We start from the raw sequence: 16,470 nt of genomic DNA, 5'->3' as shown, positions 1-16,470 counted from the left end.
GATGGCGGACGGGGAAAAGCCGGAAGGCGCGATGGGGCCGGTGGATATCCGCCGGATCCTGACGTTGCTGCCGCATCGTTATCCGATGCTGCTCGTCGACCGGGTGGAATCGATGGTGAAGGACACCTCGATCCACGCGGTCAAGGCCGTGACGATCAACGAGCCCTTTTTTCAGGGGCATTTCCCCGGCCGGCCGATCATGCCCGGTGTTCTTATCGTCGAGGCGCTGGCGCAGGCCGGCGGCATATTGGCGATCGAGTCGCTGGGCCTCGGCGGCACGGGCAAGCTCGTCTATTTCATGAGCATCGACGGCATCAAGTTCCGCAAGCCGGTGGAGCCGGGTTGCCTGCTCGACCTTCACGTCACGATCCTTCAGGCGAAGCGGAACATCTGCAAGTTCGAAGGCCGGGCGATGCTGGACGGGCAGTTGGCGACCGAATGCCAGTTCACCGCGATGATTGCCGACCCGCCGGCCGAATAGCCGGTCCGGGCGAAGGCAAAAAAGCTCATACTTGCCAAATCGGGCGTTCGCCGTTAGGGGACGCTGCTTCGCGCCCTCGGGCGCATCGACTCACGCACGCTGGTCGGTAACCAGTGGCACAGGAGCCAGACACATGAAAAAAGACATTCACCCCGCTTATCACATGATCACGGTCAAGATGACCGACGGCACCGAGTATCAGACGCGTTCGACCTGGGGCAAAGAGGGCGACACGATGACGCTCGAAATCGACCCCACCGCGCACCCGGCCTGGACCGGCGGCCATGGACGCATGCTCGACGCAGCGGGCCAGGTTGCCAAGTTCAACAAGCGTTTCGGCGGTCTTACCCTCAAGCGCTAAGCCTTGTCCCCGCCGAAGCGGGGTGCGAGGGCTTCAGCCCAGAACCTTTGCAAGCGCGCTTTGCCACCCGGCAAGGCGCGTTTTGCGTTTGTCGGCATCGAGTGCGGGCGTAAAACGCGTGGCCGTGCCGCGCATCGCTTTCGTCGCGCTCGCAAGGTCGGGATAAAGCCCTGCGCCGGTGGCCGCGAGCATCGCGGCGCCAAGCGCTGTGCTCTCGACGAACCCGGGCCGCTCGACCGTCAGGTCCAGCATGTCGGCCAGATCCTGCGCCATCCAGTCGTTCGCGGCCATCCCGCCATCGATGCGGAGTTCGGCCCAGTCGACGCCGTCGGCGGCGAACGCCGATTTCAGGTCGTGCGCCTGATAAGCCTGCGCCTCGAGCGCCGCGCGCGCGACATGCGCCTTGCTGGTCGCGAAGTTCAGCCCCGATATCGACGCGAGCGCGTCAGGCCGCCAGTGCGGCGCGCCCAGCCCGGTCAGGGCCGGGACCAGATAGACCCCGCCATTGTCGGCCACCGACCGCGCCAGCCCCTCGCTCTCGCCCGCATTGGCGAGCAGGCCGAGGCCGTCGCGTAGCCATTTGATCAGGCTGCCCGCGACGAAGACTGATCCTTCGAGCGCATAGGAACGGACATCTCCTTCCTGCACCAGCACCGTCGCGAGCAGGCGGTTCGCCGAGTGCGGGCGGGTCGTGCCGCTCGCCGAGAGGATGAACGCACCCGTGCCGAAGGTCGCCTTGGTCTGCCCCGGCGATAGGCAGGCCTGTCCGATCGTTGCAGCCTGTTGGTCGCCCGCCATCCCGCAGATCGGGATCGCGCCGCCGAACAGCGCCGGGTCGGTCGTGCCCACGGTCGTTGTGCACCCGGTGATCTCGGGTAGCAGGCGGATGGAAACGCCGAGCAGATCGCAGAGGTCGGCGTCCCAGCCGCCATTGCCGTTGATGTTCATCAACAGCGTGCGCGACGCATTGCTGGCATCGGTGGTATGGACGCCGCCGGTCAGGCGATAGACGAGCCAGGATTCGACCGTCCCGACCGCGAGCCGGTCGCCGGCTTCACGAAGCTGCGGCCAGTTCTTTAGCGCCCAACCGATTTTGGTCCCCGAAAAATAGGGATCGAGCAGCAAGCCGCTTTTTTCCTGCACCATCGCCTCATGGCCCGCGTCTTTCAGCGCGGCGCAGTCGGCGGCCGAACGGCGGTCCTGCCAGACGATGGCGGGCGCCAGCGGCTCGCCGGTCGCGCGGTCCCAGAACACGATGGTCTCGCGCTGGTTGGTGATCCCGATCGCGGCGATCTGGCTGGCGCCGCCGGCCTGTTCGATCATCTTGCGTGTACAGGCAAGGGTCGCGGTCCAGATTTCGGCCGCGTCATGCTCGACGAGGCCTGGGCCGGGGTAATGTTGCCGGATTTCACGCTGCGCGCTGCCCAGCGGGGTGCCGTCGGCGGCGAAAAGCATTGTGCGGGTCGAGGTGGTCCCTTCGTCGATGACGATGATTTTCTCGGCCATGCTGCTCTCCCTCTTTTGCCAGTGATGCAAAAAGAACGGCGCGCCGACAAGCCGCGCGACACTTACATTCGTATCCGGCTTGCAAAATTGCGGCAGCTATGCCATATATTGTGCAGCGCAGCATGGCGGGATCACCCGCCGTAACCACCGGCAGCGTGATTTTCCCGCCCAAATCAGGCGCGGGACGAGCCGGACCAGCGCTTTGTCCCCAGAGGCACCCTTTCACGCGGGTCGTTTCGAACCCGCGGCCGTGCGCCGTCCGTTCGATTCGAACGGACGCTGTGCGCGTCGCCCATAGTGAGTATTTTATGACGACTTTTAACGACTTTGGCCTGCACGCCGACATCAATCGTGCGCTTGCCGCCAAGGATTACACGACCCCGACCCCGATTCAGACGCAGGCGATCCCGCCGCTGATGAAGGGCCGCGACCTGTGCGGCATCGCGCAGACCGGAACGGGCAAGACCGCCGGCTTCTCGCTGCCCTCGATCCACCACCTTCTGACCTATCCGCATCGCCCGACCCCGCGCGGCTGCCGGATGCTCGTCCTCGCGCCGACGCGGGAGCTTGCTGCGCAGATCGCACAAAGCTGCCGCGACTATGGCCGCTTTACCAAGCTCAGCGTCACGACCGTCTTTGGCGGCGTGCCGATCAACAAGCAGATCCGCGATCTGTCGGGCGGCGTCGATATCCTCGTCGCCACCCCGGGCCGCCTGCTCGACCTGATCGACCAGCGTGCGCTGCGTCTCGACGATGTGGAAATCTTCGTCCTCGACGAAGCCGATCAGATGATGGACATGGGCTTCATCCATTCGCTGCGCCGCATCGCCAAGCTGCTGCCGTCGCGCCGCCAGAATCTGTTCTTCTCGGCAACGATGCCGAAGGAAATTGCGCACCTCGCCGAGCAGTTCCTCAACGATCCCGTCACCGTGTCGGTTACCCCGGCGGCGACGACGGTCGAAAAGATCCGCCAGTTTGCGACCTTCGTCGAACAGAAGGAAAAGCAGGCGTTGCTGCACTCGATTGTTGCGACCGAAAATATCGATCGCGCGCTGATCTTTACCCGCACCAAGCATGGCGCCGACCGTGTCGTTCGCCACCTTGCGGGTGCCGGCATCAAGGCGATGGCGATCCATGGCAACAAGAGCCAGTCGCAGCGCACCCACGCGCTGCAGGCCTTCCGCTCGGGCGACATCAAGCTGCTCGTCGCGACCGACATTGCCGCGCGCGGCATCGACGTGTCGGGCGTCAGCCACGTCATCAACTTCGAGATCCCGAACGTGCCCGAACAATATGTCCACCGCATCGGCCGCACCGCGCGCGCCGGCGCCGAGGGCATGGCGATCAGCTTCATCGCTCCCGATGAGCGGCCGTATATGAAGGACATCGAACGCGTCACGCGGAGCAAGTCCGAGCCGATGCCGCTGCCCGAGAATTTCAACGAGATGGTGCGCAACCTGCCCAAGCCCGTTGCGGGACCCCGCGACACCGGCAGCCAGGGTCGCGATCCCAATCGCCAGCGTCAGGACGCCCATCGCGGCAAGCCGCAGGGCGAACGTGGTCCGCGCCGCGACGGTGCCGCAGCCGGCGAAGGCGCCGAAGGCCAGCGCAAGCGCCGTTTCCGCCCGCGCAACAAGAGCGTTGGCGCGCACAAGAGTGCGGTGAAGCGCGTCGGTTGACGCGCCGCTGACACCCGCTAGACCCTTCGCCCAACGATGATGGGCGAAGGGCAGCGGATGACGGACGCAACGGCAACCATCGAAACCCGGCAGAGCGAACGCAAGGTCATCCTTGCCTCGTCGCTCGGCACGGTTTTCGAATGGTATGATTTCTACCTCTACGGCCTGCTCGCGACGATCATTTCGGCGCAGTTTTTTTCGGGCGTCAACGAAACCACCGGCTTCATCTTTGCGCTCGCGGCCTTTGCCGCGGGGTTTGCGGTCAGGCCGTTCGGCGCGCTCGTATTCGGGCGCATCGGCGACCTTGTCGGACGCAAGAACACCTTCCTCGTCACCATGGGGCTGATGGGCGTCTCGACCTTCCTCGTCGGCGTTCTTCCCAGCTATGCGTCGATCGGCGTTGCGGCGCCGGTGCTGCTTGTCGTGCTGCGGCTTGTGCAGGGACTCGCACTCGGCGGCGAATATGGCGGCGCTGCGACCTATGTGGCCGAACATGCGCCCGAGGGGAAACGCGGCCTGTTCACCAGCTTCATCCAGACCACTGCGACGCTCGGGCTGTTCGCAGCGCTGGGCGTCGTCATTGCAATCCGCTCGACGATCGGCGAGGCGGCGTTTGCCGACTGGGGCTGGCGCATTCCCTTCCTGATTTCGGTGATCCTGCTCGGCGTGTCGTTGTGGATCCGCCTCCAGCTCGAGGAGAGTCCTGTCTTCAAGCAGATGAAGGACGAAGGCACGACCTCGAAGGCGCCGCTGACCGAAGCCTTCGGCCGCTGGGAAAATCTCAAATGGGTCATCGTCGCGCTGTTCGGTGCGGTCGCGGGGCAGGCGGTTGTCTGGTACTCGGGGCAATTCTATGCGCTGTTCTTCCTCGAAAAAACGCTGAAGGTCGACGGGGCGACGGCGAACATCCTGATTGCCATTGCACTCGCGCTGGGCACACCCTTCTTCATCTTCTTCGGCTGGCTCAGCGACAAGGTCGGGCGCAAGCCGATCATCCTTGCGGGCTGCGCGCTCGCTGCGATCACCTATTTCCCGGCGTTTCATATGCTGACGAGCGCCGCCAACCCTGCGATGGCCAAGGCGCAGCAGAATGCAGCGGTCATCATGGCGGCCGACCCCGATGCCTGCTCCTTCCAGTTCGATCCGATCGGGCGCAACCGGTTCGAAAGCAGCGGCTGCGACATCATCAAGTCGACGCTGGCGAAGGCCGGCGCCAGCTACACGGCCTACACGCGCGAACGCATGACCGGCGATCCCGCGCGGGTACGGATCGGGTCGCGGGTTCTGGCTGCGCCCGATCCCTGGCGTCTGGCCGAAGAGGATCGGGCCGGCGCGATTACCGCATTCCGTTCGGAACTCGAACGCGCACTGGTCGACGCTGGCTATCCGGTGAAAGCTGATCCGAAGGCGATCAACAAGCCGCTCGTCGTCGCGATCCTCTTCTACCTCGTTCTGCTCGTGACGATGGTCTATGGCCCGATCGCCGCGCTGCTCGTCGAACTCTTCCCCAGCCGCATCCGCTACACCGCAATGTCGCTGCCCTATCATATCGGCAATGGCTGGTTCGGCGGCTTCCTGCCCACGACCGCGTTCGCGATGGTCGCGGCAACGGGCAATATCTACTACGGCCTCTGGTACCCGGTCATCATCGCTGTGATCACCCTCATTGTCGGCCTGCTTTTCCTGCCCGAAACCTTCCGGCGCAAGATTCACGAATAGCCGGCGCATTGACGAACAGGGGCCGTGCGCTAGGGTCGCGGCGGACAAGAGGGTGGGTATGATGGCCAACATCGACGACGACGATTTCGAACCGTTGCCGCCGCGGCGACATCTGTTCCGGCGCAAGCGGGTGTTGATCCCGCTCGGCATGATCGTCGCGATTATCGTCGCGTTCCTGCTCCTGCGTACGCCGGACACCGACCGCGACGAAATGATCGCCAAATACAGCAGGCCCGCCGGGGCCTTCGCCGCTGGTCCGGCCGGACAGCAAGTCCATTATCGCGACCAGGGCGAACGCGGAGGCCCTGCGATCATCCTGATCCACGGTTCGAACAGCAGCCTTCAGACCTGGGAGCCGCTCGTGAAGCGGCTGGGCGCCGATTACCGTATCGTCACGCTCGATCTGCCGGGGCATGGGCTCACCGGCGCGACGCCCGACACCGATTATTCGGCGGAGGGCATGATGGCCGCCGTCGACGTCGTCGCGGCCAAGCTCGGGCTCGACCATTTCGTTCTCGGCGGCAATTCGATGGGCGGCTGGGTCAGCTGGCGCTACGCGCTCGACCATCCCGGCCGGGTCGATGCGCTATTGCTGCTCGATGCGGCAGGCATGCCGCTGCGCAAGGGCGAAAAGGCACCGCCGTCGAATGTCGGCTTTCGCGTTCTGGAATATCCGTTCGGCCGCTGGCTCGCGACACAGATCACCCCGCGGATGCTGGTCGAACAGTCGCTGCGCGGTTCGGTCGAGAAGCAGGCTATTGTCGATGATGCGATGATCGACCGCTATTGGGAGCTGTTGCGTTTCCCCGGCAATCGCGAAGCGACGGTGCTGCGCGCGCGGATGGACCGCGAACCCGCGATGGCGGCGCGGGTGGGGGACATCAAGGCGCCGACCCTGATCCTGTTCGGCGACAAGGACCGGCTGATCAACCCGAGCGCCGCGCAGACCTTCCACGAACGGATCGCGGGGTCGGAGGTCGTGCTGCTACCCGGGATCGGGCACCTGCCGATGGAGGAAGCACCCGACGCGACCGCGAAGGCGATCGCCGATTTCCTCAAGCGGCGGCTTGCGCCTTCGCAGCCGGAAGGTCCAGGAACACATTGATCCGCGCCGAAATGGCGGCGGCATGGGTGAAAGGGAAGAGGTGCGATCCGGGCACCACTTCCAGCGCTGCGCCGTCGATCTGATCGGCCAGCATCTGGCCGTAACAGGCGGGCATGACGCCATCCTGTTCGCCCATCAGCACCAGCGTCGGCAGCTTCTTCAACCCGGACAGAAACCCCACGCTCGTCCATCCGGCCATGGCGGTGGTCTGGTAGGCGATGCCCAGCGGCGTCGCGGTCTGTATCTTGAGCCCGCTTGCCAGCATATCGTCATCGAACATCGCCGCCCATCCGATACCGGGTGCCCCCATAACCGGGGTCGTTGCCATCAGCACCAGCCGGCGGACGCGCCCCGGAAACTGGATCGCAATCTGCTGCGCCAGCGCGCCGCCCCAGCTGAACCCTGCGAGGTCGAGGCTCTTGTGGCCAAAGCGGTCGGCGATTTCCATCACGACCGCAGCGATCGTCGGTGCGCCATAAGGAAGCAGCGCGTCGGGCGAGCCGCCAACCCCCGGCATGTCGAGCGTCCAAACCTCTCGGCCGTGAATCTGTGCGAGAAGCGGCGCAGCGGCGGCGATGTCGGCGCCGATGCCGTTGAGGAACAACAAAGGGGTGCCGGGCGAACCCTCACGCCAGCGCGCGACCCGCAGGCTCAGGCCATAGACATGCTCGGTGCTGATGGCCGGGCGGCCGCTGATCCTGCTCATGGGACATGCCTTCGCATATCCTGGTGACAGACGAAAGGCTGGCGCGGCTTAATCCGCCTGTTTTGCAGCCGCGGCCGCCGCCTGCTCGAACCGCAGGCAGTCGAAAATCTTCGCGCCGGCCAGAAACACCGAACCCGTGCACGCGAGCAGCAACAGTTTGCCGCCGACGCCGGGATAATGATCGAGATAGGTCACGCCGCGCGCCATCGCGCCCATGGCCAGCGCATAGATGATCAGGCACGCTTCGAAGCGGGTCTTGATGACGAACAGGCGTCCGATTTTTTTCAGCATCACCATATCCTAGGCAAGAGCCATGCCACTGGCGCAAATCGGGGATTCGACGCACCGGACTTATGGTAAACTGTAAGTTAATCCGACAGGTGAGGGCAAGAGGAGCATCGGTTTTTGGGTGGGAAGCGGGCGTTCCACGCTTTCGTCACCCTCGGACGAGGCGCGTGACTCGTCAGACTTGATCCGGGATCCACGGCAGCGCTGAAGTCATGGACCCCGGATCAAGTCCGGGGTGACGATGGTCGATGCGGCGGTAACCGGTCGAAAGCCGTCCTTCGTTCCCTGCGCAGCCTCTAACCCGATCTCGCAAACCAGATGACGTGGCGGGGACCCTTGCCGTTGCTCCGCGCGCGGACGCCGACCTCTTCCACCTTGAACCCCGACACCGTCAACCGGCGCGTGAACTTCACATCGGGCGCGGCCGACCAGATCGCGAGGATGCCGCCGGGTTTCAGCGCGGCCTTGGCCGCTGCCAACCCTGCCGGTGAGTAGAGCCGGTCGTTCGCGGGATGCGTCAGGCCGTCGGGGCCATTGTCGACGTCGAGCAGGATTGCATCATAGCGGCGCGTCGCCGACGCGATGGCGCCCGCGACATCGCCTATCGCCAGCTCGACCCGGGGATCGTCAAGGCAACCTGCCGCAAGATGCGCCATCGGTCCGCGCGCCCAGTCGATGATTGCGGGGACCAGTTCGGCCACCGTCACCTTTGCGGCGGGTCCAAGCGCCGCCAGCGCCGCGCGCAAGGTAAAGCCCATGCCATAGCCTCCGATCAGCAGATGCGCTGCATTCGGGCTGCGCAGCCGGTCGCAGCTCATCACCGCGAGCGCTTCCTCTGAACCACTCATCCGGCTGCTCATCAATTCGTTGCGATCGATCGCAATGATGAAATCGTCGCCGCGCCGGTACAGGCGCAGTTCGTCGCCGCCCGGCACCGGCGCGGTGTCGATCAATTCGCGTATCTTCAATGGATATCGCCTGTCATGAAATCAGCCGAGCTCGCTCAGGTCGAGCCGGTCCAGCAGTGCCGCGCGCGCGTTACGCACGTCGGAGGCGAGCGCCGCCGACGTGAGGTCGCCGGGCGCGATCGCCTCGGGCCAGTGCTGTGCGACCACCTCGGCGATCCGGTCGAGCTTCGCATCGTTGGCGATGAAGCGCGGATCGACGGTCGCGGGATCGGCGACGACGCGCAGGCGCAGGCAGGCCGGACCGCCGCCATTCGCCATCGACTGGCGGACGTTGACGGGCAGAAGACGGCGGATCGGGCCGTTGCCCGCGACATGCGCTTCCAGCCACTGCCACACCGCAGGTATCGCCTGCGCCTCGGTCGGCAGCACCAGCCCCATGCCGCCGCCATCGGGCAGGCTGACGAGCTGGGCATTGAACAGATAGGATTTGATCGCATCGGGCAGGCTCACCGCGCTTGCGGGAACCTCGACGATCTCGGCCGCGGGGAAGGCGGCGCGGATTTCGGCGTGCGCCGCCTCGCGATCCTCGAACGCGGTCTCGTGGGTGAACAGCACATGCTCGTTCGCGACCGCGACGACGTCGTTGTGGAACGCGCCGCCCTGGATCGCGGTGTCCGACTGGCGAATGAACAGGGTGCGCTTCGGGTCGAGCCCATGATGGCGGGCGATTGCTTTCGATGCGTCGAGATGCTGGCGCGCCGGGAAGCGGCCGCCGCCAACGCCATAGACGAAGATTTCGACGCCTTGTCCGTCATGCCCGCTGCACAATCGCATATGGTTCGCCGCGCCTTCGTCGCCAAATGGGGCGGGGATCGGTGTGTGCACCGCAAAGGCGGGATGCGCGAAGGCGAGGCGCAGCTGCGCCAGCGTGCCCGGCCATTCATGGCTGCGGTGCGGCATGGTGACGAGGTTGGCGACGGTCAGATGACATTTGCCGTCGGCGCTGTCGGGGGCGGGGGAGACGGTCGCGGCGTTCGCGGCCCACATCGATGATGCCGACCATGCCTGCGCGCGCAAATGCCCCTCGGCATTGTCCAGCGTCGTACCGAGCGTCGCGAGCCACGGCGCATCGGGCCGGTCGAGCGGCATGAAGAAGCCTTGGGGGAGTCCGAGCGCGAGATTGTGGCGCATCTTGTCGATGCCCTGCAGCGCCGCGGCGCGCGGCTGCGACACGTCGCCGGCGTTGTTCGCCGACGCGATATTGCCGCGGCTGAGGCCCGCATAATTATGGCTCGGGCCGATAATCCCGTCGAAGTTGATTTCCGTGAACATGGCTTAGCGTCCGATCCAGCTGATCTGGTCGCCCGTGCCAACGCCGAGCAGCTTCGCCGCCTCGGCATCGAGTGTCGACCCGTCGCCAACCTTGCCGAAGCAGCAGCGGAAATCGGCAAGCTGGCCCGATGCGACCAACGTGTCCTGACCCTTTTCGGCGATTGCCGAAATTTCGATATGCTTTGCGTTGCGGATGCTCGCGACCTGATCGGTGCGCGCGGTCATCGTCGGGCCGCCGTCGAAAATATCGACATAATTTTCGAACGCGAACCCCTCATTCTCCAGCATGCGCATCGCGGCGCGCCCGGTCGGATGCGGAACGCCGATGACGCTGCGCGCATGGTCGCCCAGCATCGCGATATAGACGGGGTGTTTCGGCATCAGGTCGGCGATGAACTGGTTGCCGTGGACCGCATTGAACTGGTCGGCTTCCTGAAAATTCATGCCGAAGAATTTGCCCGCGACCCCGTCCCAGAAGGGCGATCCGCCCGCTTCGTCGATCACCCCGCGCAGCTCGGCGAGGATGCGGTCGCCAAAGCGCGCGCGGTGGCGCGCGATGAACAGATAGCGCGAGCGCGCGAGCAACAGCCCGAGCCCGCCGGCGCGCGCCGCCGGGTGCAGGAACAGCCCGCCGACCTCGCTCGCGCCGTTGAGGTCGTTGCTCAGCATCAGCACCTGCGCGTGGAAAGTCCGGTCGAGCTGCTCGCTATGCTTGCTGTCGGTGCCGATGCGATAGGAATAGAAGGGCCAGCGCTGGCCGACCTGTCCGAAAATCTGGCAGGTGCCGCGCACTTCGCCATTGTCCGTATCTTCGAGCACGAGCAGGTACAGCTCGTCCGACGGATATTCCTTGTCGCTCGCGAACGAGGCTTCGGTGCGCTCGAGCTTCGCGGACAGCGCCTTTTTGTCGGGGGGCAGGTTGGTGAAGCCGCCACCGGTCAGCTTCGCCATTTCATAGATGCTCTGAAGATCGCCCGGCTTTGCCGCCCGGATCACATAATTCACACAGTCCCCCGTTCCGCTATTCTTGTCATTGTGAGTGCCGACAACTGCGCGCGTTCGGCGAGGCTGTCGACGATGAGAAATTCATCCGACGAATGGATCGCGCCGCCGCGCGGTCCCATCGTGTCGACGACCGGAATCCCGCATGCCGCAATATTGTTGCCGTCGCAAACCCCGCCGGTGGCGTTCCAGCTGATCGGCGGCAGGCCGAGCGCGGCGCCGCAATCGCGCACCAGTTCGAACAGGCGCGTCGCTGCCGCATCGAGCGGTTTGGGCGGGCGATTGAAGCCGCCGTGGATATGGCAATGCACATCATGCTCGCGCTCGATGTTGGCTAAGGTGTCACGCAGCGCGACTTCGGCCGCAGCCATAGCTTCGGGGGTCGAGGGGCGCATGTTGACGCGAAGGATTGCCTGATCGGGGACGATGTTATTCGGCCCGCCACCGTCAATTTTTGCCGGATTTACTTTTAATTCCAGTGAGTTGAATGAGTTCAGGCGCAGCGCTAGATCGGCGGCGGCGAGCAGCGCGTTGCGCCCGTCCTGCGGATTGCGTCCGGCGTGCGCGGCGCGGCCGTGGACAATGACCGAGAAATTTCCGCTTCCCGGCCGCGCGCCCGCGAGCGTCCCGTCGGGCAGCGCAGGCTCGTATGTGAGCGCGGCGGTCTTGCCCCGGGCCAGCTCGGCGATCAGCCTTGCGGATGCCTGGCTGCCGGTTTCTTCGTCGCTGTTGATCATCACGTCATATCCGACGCGGTTCGCCAGCGGTGACGCCTCAAGCGCCGTCAGCGCGGCAAGGATCACCGAAATCCCCGCCTTCATATCGGCGGTGCCGGGGCCGTTGAGGACGCCATCCTCCAGCCACTTCAAATTCTGGAACGGATGATCGGCGGCGAACACCGTGTCCATATGCCCCGTCAGCAGCAGCTGCACCGGCGCGTCGGGCCGCACGCGCACATGCAAATGATCGCCGCGCTGGATGGTGTTGACCGTGCCTGCGCTGTCGACGCTTTCGACTGGATCGGCGGCGACGAGCCGCACTTCGCCGGGCAGGGCCGCAAAGGCATCGGCCAGTTGTCCCGCGACGGTCTTCAATCCCGGTAGATTGCCTGTGCCGCTGTTCACGGCCGCCCATTGTTCGACTTGGCGCAGCATCGGCGCATCGGCCGCGCGTTCGAGCGTCGCATTTTCGGTCGCGGTAAGACTGGTCATCGCGTGGCTATAGCGAGCGACGAAGGGCTTTTGCACCCCCGCCGGCCATTTTGTCGCCGCGATACGGTAAATCACTGCCGCTGGCCGCAACCTTGGGTAAGGACACGCTCGAATTATCTCGAATCGCAACGCATTAACCGAAAGTTCGGGACAGCTTCGCTACGCTGATCGAACCGATGACGAGTGGGTCGATGACTGCTGCCTTTGTACTTGGAATCAACATGTCCGTTGCCGGCATTTTTGCCGTTGCGTTCGCCGTGGTCGCTGCGACCAACCGGACCGCCCGCGGCGCATGGTGGATGGCGCTTGGCTATGGCATGGGAATCGTCAACGTCGGGCTCGAATTCCTGCTGACAAGGCAAGTCGATCCCACCCCGGTCGGGATCGGCATATTTCTTGTCTTTCTGCTGGCGCTCAGCTTCGCGCTGATTGGCGTTGCTTACCATTATTGTGTTTCGCCGCCGTGGAAAACAATGGCCGCGATCTGGGTGCTGACGATTCTCGCTGTGCCCGTGATCTTCAGCATGACCTATGGTTCGACCATGCGGCTGACGCTCTACCAGTTCCCCTATTTTGCCATGCAAGCCCTGTTCGGCGTGGTGATCTGGCGTTCGGGCCGCCGTCAGGCCCTCGACCTGCTGCTGATCGCGCTGCAGGGGATCGCGGCGTCGCTTTATCTTCTCAAGCCGTTGATCGCGGCGACGGTCGGGACGGCGAGCAGGCCGCAGGGCTATATGGCGACCACCTATGCCGCCATCTCGCAGAGCGGGAGTGTTGTCGCGCTGATGGCGATTGCGCTCGTGCTGCTGCTCGTCATGATGCGCGACACAACCGCAGAAATGGTCGCACGCTCGGAAACCGATCCGCTTTCCAGCGTGCTCAACCGGCGCGGTTTCGAGCATCATGCCGAAGTGGCGCTTGCGCGGGGCGGAGCCGGGGCCGTGCTGATCGCCGCCGACCTCGACGATTTCAAAAAGATAAACGACAGCTTCGGCCACGCGGCAGGCGATGGCGTGATTGCGCATTTCGCGGCGATGCTCGTCGATGCGGCGCCCGCCAATGCAATCGTCGGCCGGATCGGCGGCGAAGAATTCGCCGTCCTGCTTCCCGATGCATTGCTGTCCGACGGCCGCCTTTATGCGGAAACCGTGCGCACCGCTTTCGCCTCGGCGCAGTTGCCGGTGCTGGGCGTCGACCGCGGCTTCACGGCGTCCCTGGGCGTTGCCCAGCGAACCTCGGGCGAGTCGCTCTTCGAATTGTCGCGCCGCGCCGACGCCGCGCTTTATCGGGCCAAGGCCGGCGGGCGGAACCAGGTTCGCGTGGCGCTCGGCGAATTGCCGTCAATGTCGGCCCTAGGCGTGGCTTGACCACGCCTTCAGCAAAGGGCTGCGTGGCGGCGACTAGAGCGGCGTGCGATTAGAGCATGATGACTTTAAGGCCGACCCCTATTCCGTTCGTGTCGAGCGAAGTCGAGACACCCATCGGTGTTAAGCAAGGCCGAGGGGTGTCTCGACTTCGCTCGACACGAACGGATCAAACAGATGTCATCGCACTCTAAACCGCGAGAAGCGGTGTGTCTTCGTCGCGCGGCGCCGCGGGTTCGAAATTGGGCAGGGGATCGAACGTCTCTTCGATCAGCTCGATCGACGCGAGCCCGCCGAGCTTGAAATGGCCCAGCCGCGGATCTTCGTCCGACCGCCAGCTCTTGTTCAAATTGAGCGCGCTGACGAACAGGTCGCCGCGCCGTTCGAACAACAGATGCGGTGCCAGCGTCAGGATCTGGCCATTATAGAGCGCCGTCACTTTCCGTTTTCGGGCAATGGCTTCCATCAATTTCAGTCGTGTATCGTCCATGAGTTCAAGGGCCGTTTTTGGGGAGAAAGGCTTATGTTGTGCGTCGCAGCATAAACTACGCGGAGAGGGTTGGAAAGGACCCATTGCCAATCGAAACCAATCGCGGCATAGGGCGGCGGCCCTTTCCTCCCCGGGTCCACTGGCGCAGCCGCGCCGACCAGAGGGTGTTATCATGACCGAATTTCTCGACCGTTCCGGCCTGTCCGTCGATTCGCGCCTGGCCGATTTTATCGAGGCGCGCGCGCTGCCCGGTACGGGGCTGGACACGGCCAAATTCTGGTCGGATTTTGCGGCCTTGCTCGGCAAGTTCGCGCCCGAAAATGCGGCGCTGCTCGCCAAGCGCGAGGATTTGCAAGCGCAGATCGATGCATGGCATCAGGCGCGCGCCGGGCAGGCGCATGACGCCGCCGCCTATCAGGCCTTTCTGCGCGAGATCGGCTATCTCGTCCCCGAACCCGCAGCGTTTCAGGTCGGCACGCAGAATGTCGACCCCGAAATCGCGACGATGGCCGGCCCGCAACTCGTCGTTCCCGCGCTCAACGCGCGCTTCGCGCTCAACGCCGCCAATGCGCGTTGGGGCAGCCTTTACGATGCGCTCTACGGCACCGACGCGCTCGACGCACCGCCCGCCAAACCCGGCGGCTATGATGCCGACCGCGGCGCGGCGGTGATCGCGCGGGCGAAGGCCTTCCTCGACGAAGCGGTGCCGCTGGCATCGGGAAGCTGGACCGACTGGCAGGGCGGGCAACTGACGCTCGCCGATTCCGCACAATGGGTTGGCAGCACGCCCGGCGGCATATTGCTTCGCCACAATGGTCTGCACATCGAACTGGTGATCGATCCGGAAAGTGCGATCGGCAAGACCGATCCGGCGGGCATCGCCGACGTCGTGCTCGAAGCCGCGCTGACGACGATCATCGACCTCGAGGACAGCGTTGCAGCGGTCGACGGCGAGGACAAGACGCTCGGCTATACCAACTGGCTCGGCCTGATGCGCGGCGATCTGACCGAGAGCTTTGCCAAGGGCGGGCAGACCGTCACGCGCGCGATGGAAGCCGACCGCGAATGGACCTCGCCGTCGGGGGAGCCTGTTGTCCTTCACGGCCGCAGCGTGATGTTCGTCCGCAACGTCGGCCATCTGATGACGACGCCGATGATCAAGCTGCCGAACGGCGCCGAGGCGCCCGAAGGCCTGTGCGATGCCGTCATCACCAGCCTCTGCGCACTGCACGACCTAAAGACGCTCGGCGCCCTCAATAACAGCCGCGCGGGCAGCATCTATATCGTCAAGCCCAAGCAGCATGGCCCCGAGGAATGCGGCTTCACCGACCGGCTGTTCGACGCGGTCGAGGATATGCTCGGCCTCGCGCGCCACACGATGAAGGTCGGCGTGATGGACGAGGAGCGCCGCACCAGCGCTAACCTCGCCGCGTGCATCCATGCGGTGAAGGACCGCATCGTCTTCATCAACACCGGCTTCCTCGACCGCACCGGCGACGAGATTCACACCTCGATGCGCGCCGGGCCGATGATCCCCAAGGGCGAGATGAAGGCGAGCGACTGGATCGCGTCTTACGAAGACCGCAACGTCCGCATCGGCCTTGCTTGCGGGCTCAGCGGCAAGGCGCAGATCGGCAAGGGCATGTGGGCGATGCCCGACTTGATGCGCGGCATGCTCGAAGCGAAAATCGGCCATCCGAAATCGGGCGCGAACACCGCGTGGGTGCCGTCGCCGACCGCCGCCACGCTGCACGCGCTGCACTATCATATGGTCGACGTGTTCGCGCGGCAGAAGGAAATCGCGGGCGAAGCGGTGCCGTCGCTCGACCGCTTGCTCAATATCCCCGTTGCGACCGGCCGCAACTGGAGCGAAGCCGAAATCACCCGCGAGCTCGACAATAATTGCCAGGGCATTTTGGGCTATGTCGTGCGCTGGATCGATCAGGGCGTCGGTTGTTCGAAGGTTCCCGACATCGACGACGTCGGCCTGATGGAGGACCGCGCGACGCTGCGCATCGCCAGCCAGGCGCTCGCCAACTGGCTGCTCCACGGCGTGTGCACCGAGGCGCAGGTCGACGCCGCGCTGACGCGCATGGCGGCCAAGGTCGACGCGCAGAATGCGGGCGATGCGCTGTACGAGAAACTCACCCCCGACGGCATCGCCTACCAGGCCGCACGCGCGCTGATCTTCGAAGGCGTGACCCAGCCGTCGGGCTACACCGAACCGCTGCTGCACAAATATAGGCAAGCGAAAAAGGCCGGACAATGATCCGTCCTTAGCGAAAAATATATTGTTTACATGGCATCTGGCAAAAAAA

Annotated in this window: 15 protein-coding genes; 7 read left to right on the top strand and 8 right to left on the bottom strand. The window is 64.6% G+C overall.

Annotation, left to right across the window (positions count from 1 at the left end):
* Nucleotide 1: 1 nt before the first annotated feature.
* Together fabZ and rpmE are read left to right on the top strand one after the other, a co-directional pair.
* Nucleotides 2-481 carry a 3-hydroxyacyl-ACP dehydratase FabZ gene (fabZ, locus tag AC07NV_RS02110; protein WP_495164682.1) on the top strand — a complete coding sequence of 160 codons (480 nt, stop codon included), beginning with the start codon at nt 2-4 and terminating at the stop codon, nt 479-481.
* A gap of 133 nt (nt 482-614) precedes the next feature.
* A complete protein-coding gene (rpmE, locus tag AC07NV_RS02105; protein ID WP_495164681.1) occupies nt 615-842 on the top strand; it encodes a 50S ribosomal protein L31 in 228 nt (75 codons plus the stop codon).
* A 33-nt stretch (nt 843-875) separates the two neighbouring features.
* Here the strand turns inward: rpmE and AC07NV_RS02100 are convergent, their stop codons facing one another.
* Nucleotides 876-2,348 (bottom strand): glycerol kinase, encoded by a 1,473-nt coding sequence (locus AC07NV_RS02100; RefSeq protein ID WP_495164680.1) that lies wholly within the window; start codon nt 2,346-2,348, stop codon nt 876-878.
* Between the two features lie 308 nt (nt 2,349-2,656).
* Here AC07NV_RS02100 and AC07NV_RS02095 point away from each other — a divergent pair, with 308 nt between their 5' ends.
* The 3 genes from AC07NV_RS02095 to AC07NV_RS02085 are packed head-to-tail and all read left to right on the top strand — an operon-like array spanning nt 2,657 to nt 6,851.
* Entirely contained in the window at nt 2,657-4,027 is a 1,371-nt protein-coding gene (locus tag AC07NV_RS02095) for a DEAD/DEAH box helicase (RefSeq protein WP_495164679.1), read from the top strand.
* Nucleotides 4,028-4,084: 57 nt separating this feature from the next.
* Nucleotides 4,085-5,746: an MFS transporter gene (locus AC07NV_RS02090; protein WP_495164678.1), complete on the top strand. Its 1,662-nt coding sequence runs from the start codon at nt 4,085-4,087 to the stop codon at nt 5,744-5,746.
* Between the two features lie 58 nt (nt 5,747-5,804).
* The gene (locus tag AC07NV_RS02085) at nt 5,805-6,851 is read left to right on the top strand and encodes an alpha/beta fold hydrolase (RefSeq protein ID WP_495164677.1); all 1,047 of its coding nucleotides are present in this window, start codon (nt 5,805-5,807) and stop codon (nt 6,849-6,851) included.
* Here the strand turns inward: AC07NV_RS02085 and AC07NV_RS02080 are convergent.
* The 6 genes from AC07NV_RS02080 to AC07NV_RS02055 form a co-directional block, all read right to left on the bottom strand.
* Entirely contained in the window at nt 6,802-7,557 is a 756-nt protein-coding gene (locus AC07NV_RS02080) for an alpha/beta fold hydrolase (protein ID WP_495164676.1), read from the bottom strand. The genes AC07NV_RS02085 and AC07NV_RS02080 overlap by 50 nt on opposite strands.
* 48 nt (nt 7,558-7,605) lie before the next feature.
* Nucleotides 7,606-7,848, bottom strand: a complete 243-nt coding sequence (locus AC07NV_RS02075) for a hypothetical protein (RefSeq protein ID WP_495164675.1) — start codon at nt 7,846-7,848, stop codon at nt 7,606-7,608.
* Nucleotides 7,849-8,141: 293 nt separating this feature from the next.
* Entirely contained in the window at nt 8,142-8,813 is a 672-nt protein-coding gene (locus AC07NV_RS02070; protein ID WP_495164674.1) for a spermine/spermidine synthase domain-containing protein, read from the bottom strand.
* Between the two features lie 21 nt (nt 8,814-8,834).
* Nucleotides 8,835-10,085, bottom strand: a complete 1,251-nt coding sequence (locus tag AC07NV_RS02065; protein WP_495164673.1) for an N-succinylarginine dihydrolase — start codon at nt 10,083-10,085, stop codon at nt 8,835-8,837.
* Nucleotides 10,086-10,088: 3 nt separating this feature from the next.
* Nucleotides 10,089-11,090 (bottom strand): arginine N-succinyltransferase, encoded by a 1,002-nt coding sequence (locus tag AC07NV_RS02060; RefSeq protein ID WP_495164672.1) that lies wholly within the window; start codon nt 11,088-11,090, stop codon nt 10,089-10,091.
* Nucleotides 11,087-12,298 (bottom strand): hydrolase, encoded by a 1,212-nt coding sequence (locus tag AC07NV_RS02055; protein WP_495164671.1) that lies wholly within the window; start codon nt 12,296-12,298, stop codon nt 11,087-11,089. Before AC07NV_RS02055 ends, AC07NV_RS02060 begins: the two co-directional genes overlap by 4 nt.
* A gap of 191 nt (nt 12,299-12,489) precedes the next feature.
* Between AC07NV_RS02055 and AC07NV_RS02050 the strand changes: the two genes are divergently transcribed.
* The gene (locus AC07NV_RS02050; protein ID WP_495164670.1) at nt 12,490-13,665 is read left to right on the top strand and encodes a GGDEF domain-containing protein; all 1,176 of its coding nucleotides are present in this window, start codon (nt 12,490-12,492) and stop codon (nt 13,663-13,665) included.
* A gap of 187 nt (nt 13,666-13,852) precedes the next feature.
* Here AC07NV_RS02050 and AC07NV_RS02045 read toward each other — a convergent pair whose 3' ends face one another.
* Complete coding sequence (locus tag AC07NV_RS02045) at nt 13,853-14,101, bottom strand: hypothetical protein (protein ID WP_495164669.1); 249 nt, start codon at nt 14,099-14,101, stop codon at nt 13,853-13,855.
* A gap of 223 nt (nt 14,102-14,324) precedes the next feature.
* Here AC07NV_RS02045 and AC07NV_RS02040 point away from each other — a divergent pair, with 223 nt between their 5' ends.
* A complete protein-coding gene (locus tag AC07NV_RS02040) occupies nt 14,325-16,421 on the top strand; it encodes a malate synthase G (protein ID WP_495164668.1) in 2,097 nt (698 codons plus the stop codon).
* The last annotated feature ends 49 nt before the right edge of the window (nt 16,422-16,470 follow it).

Source organism: Sphingopyxis sp. GW821-FHT10B01 (assembly GCF_059415685.1).
The sequence above is the reverse complement of the archived record's forward strand: the minus strand, read 5'-3'. Positions and strand labels throughout refer to the sequence as shown.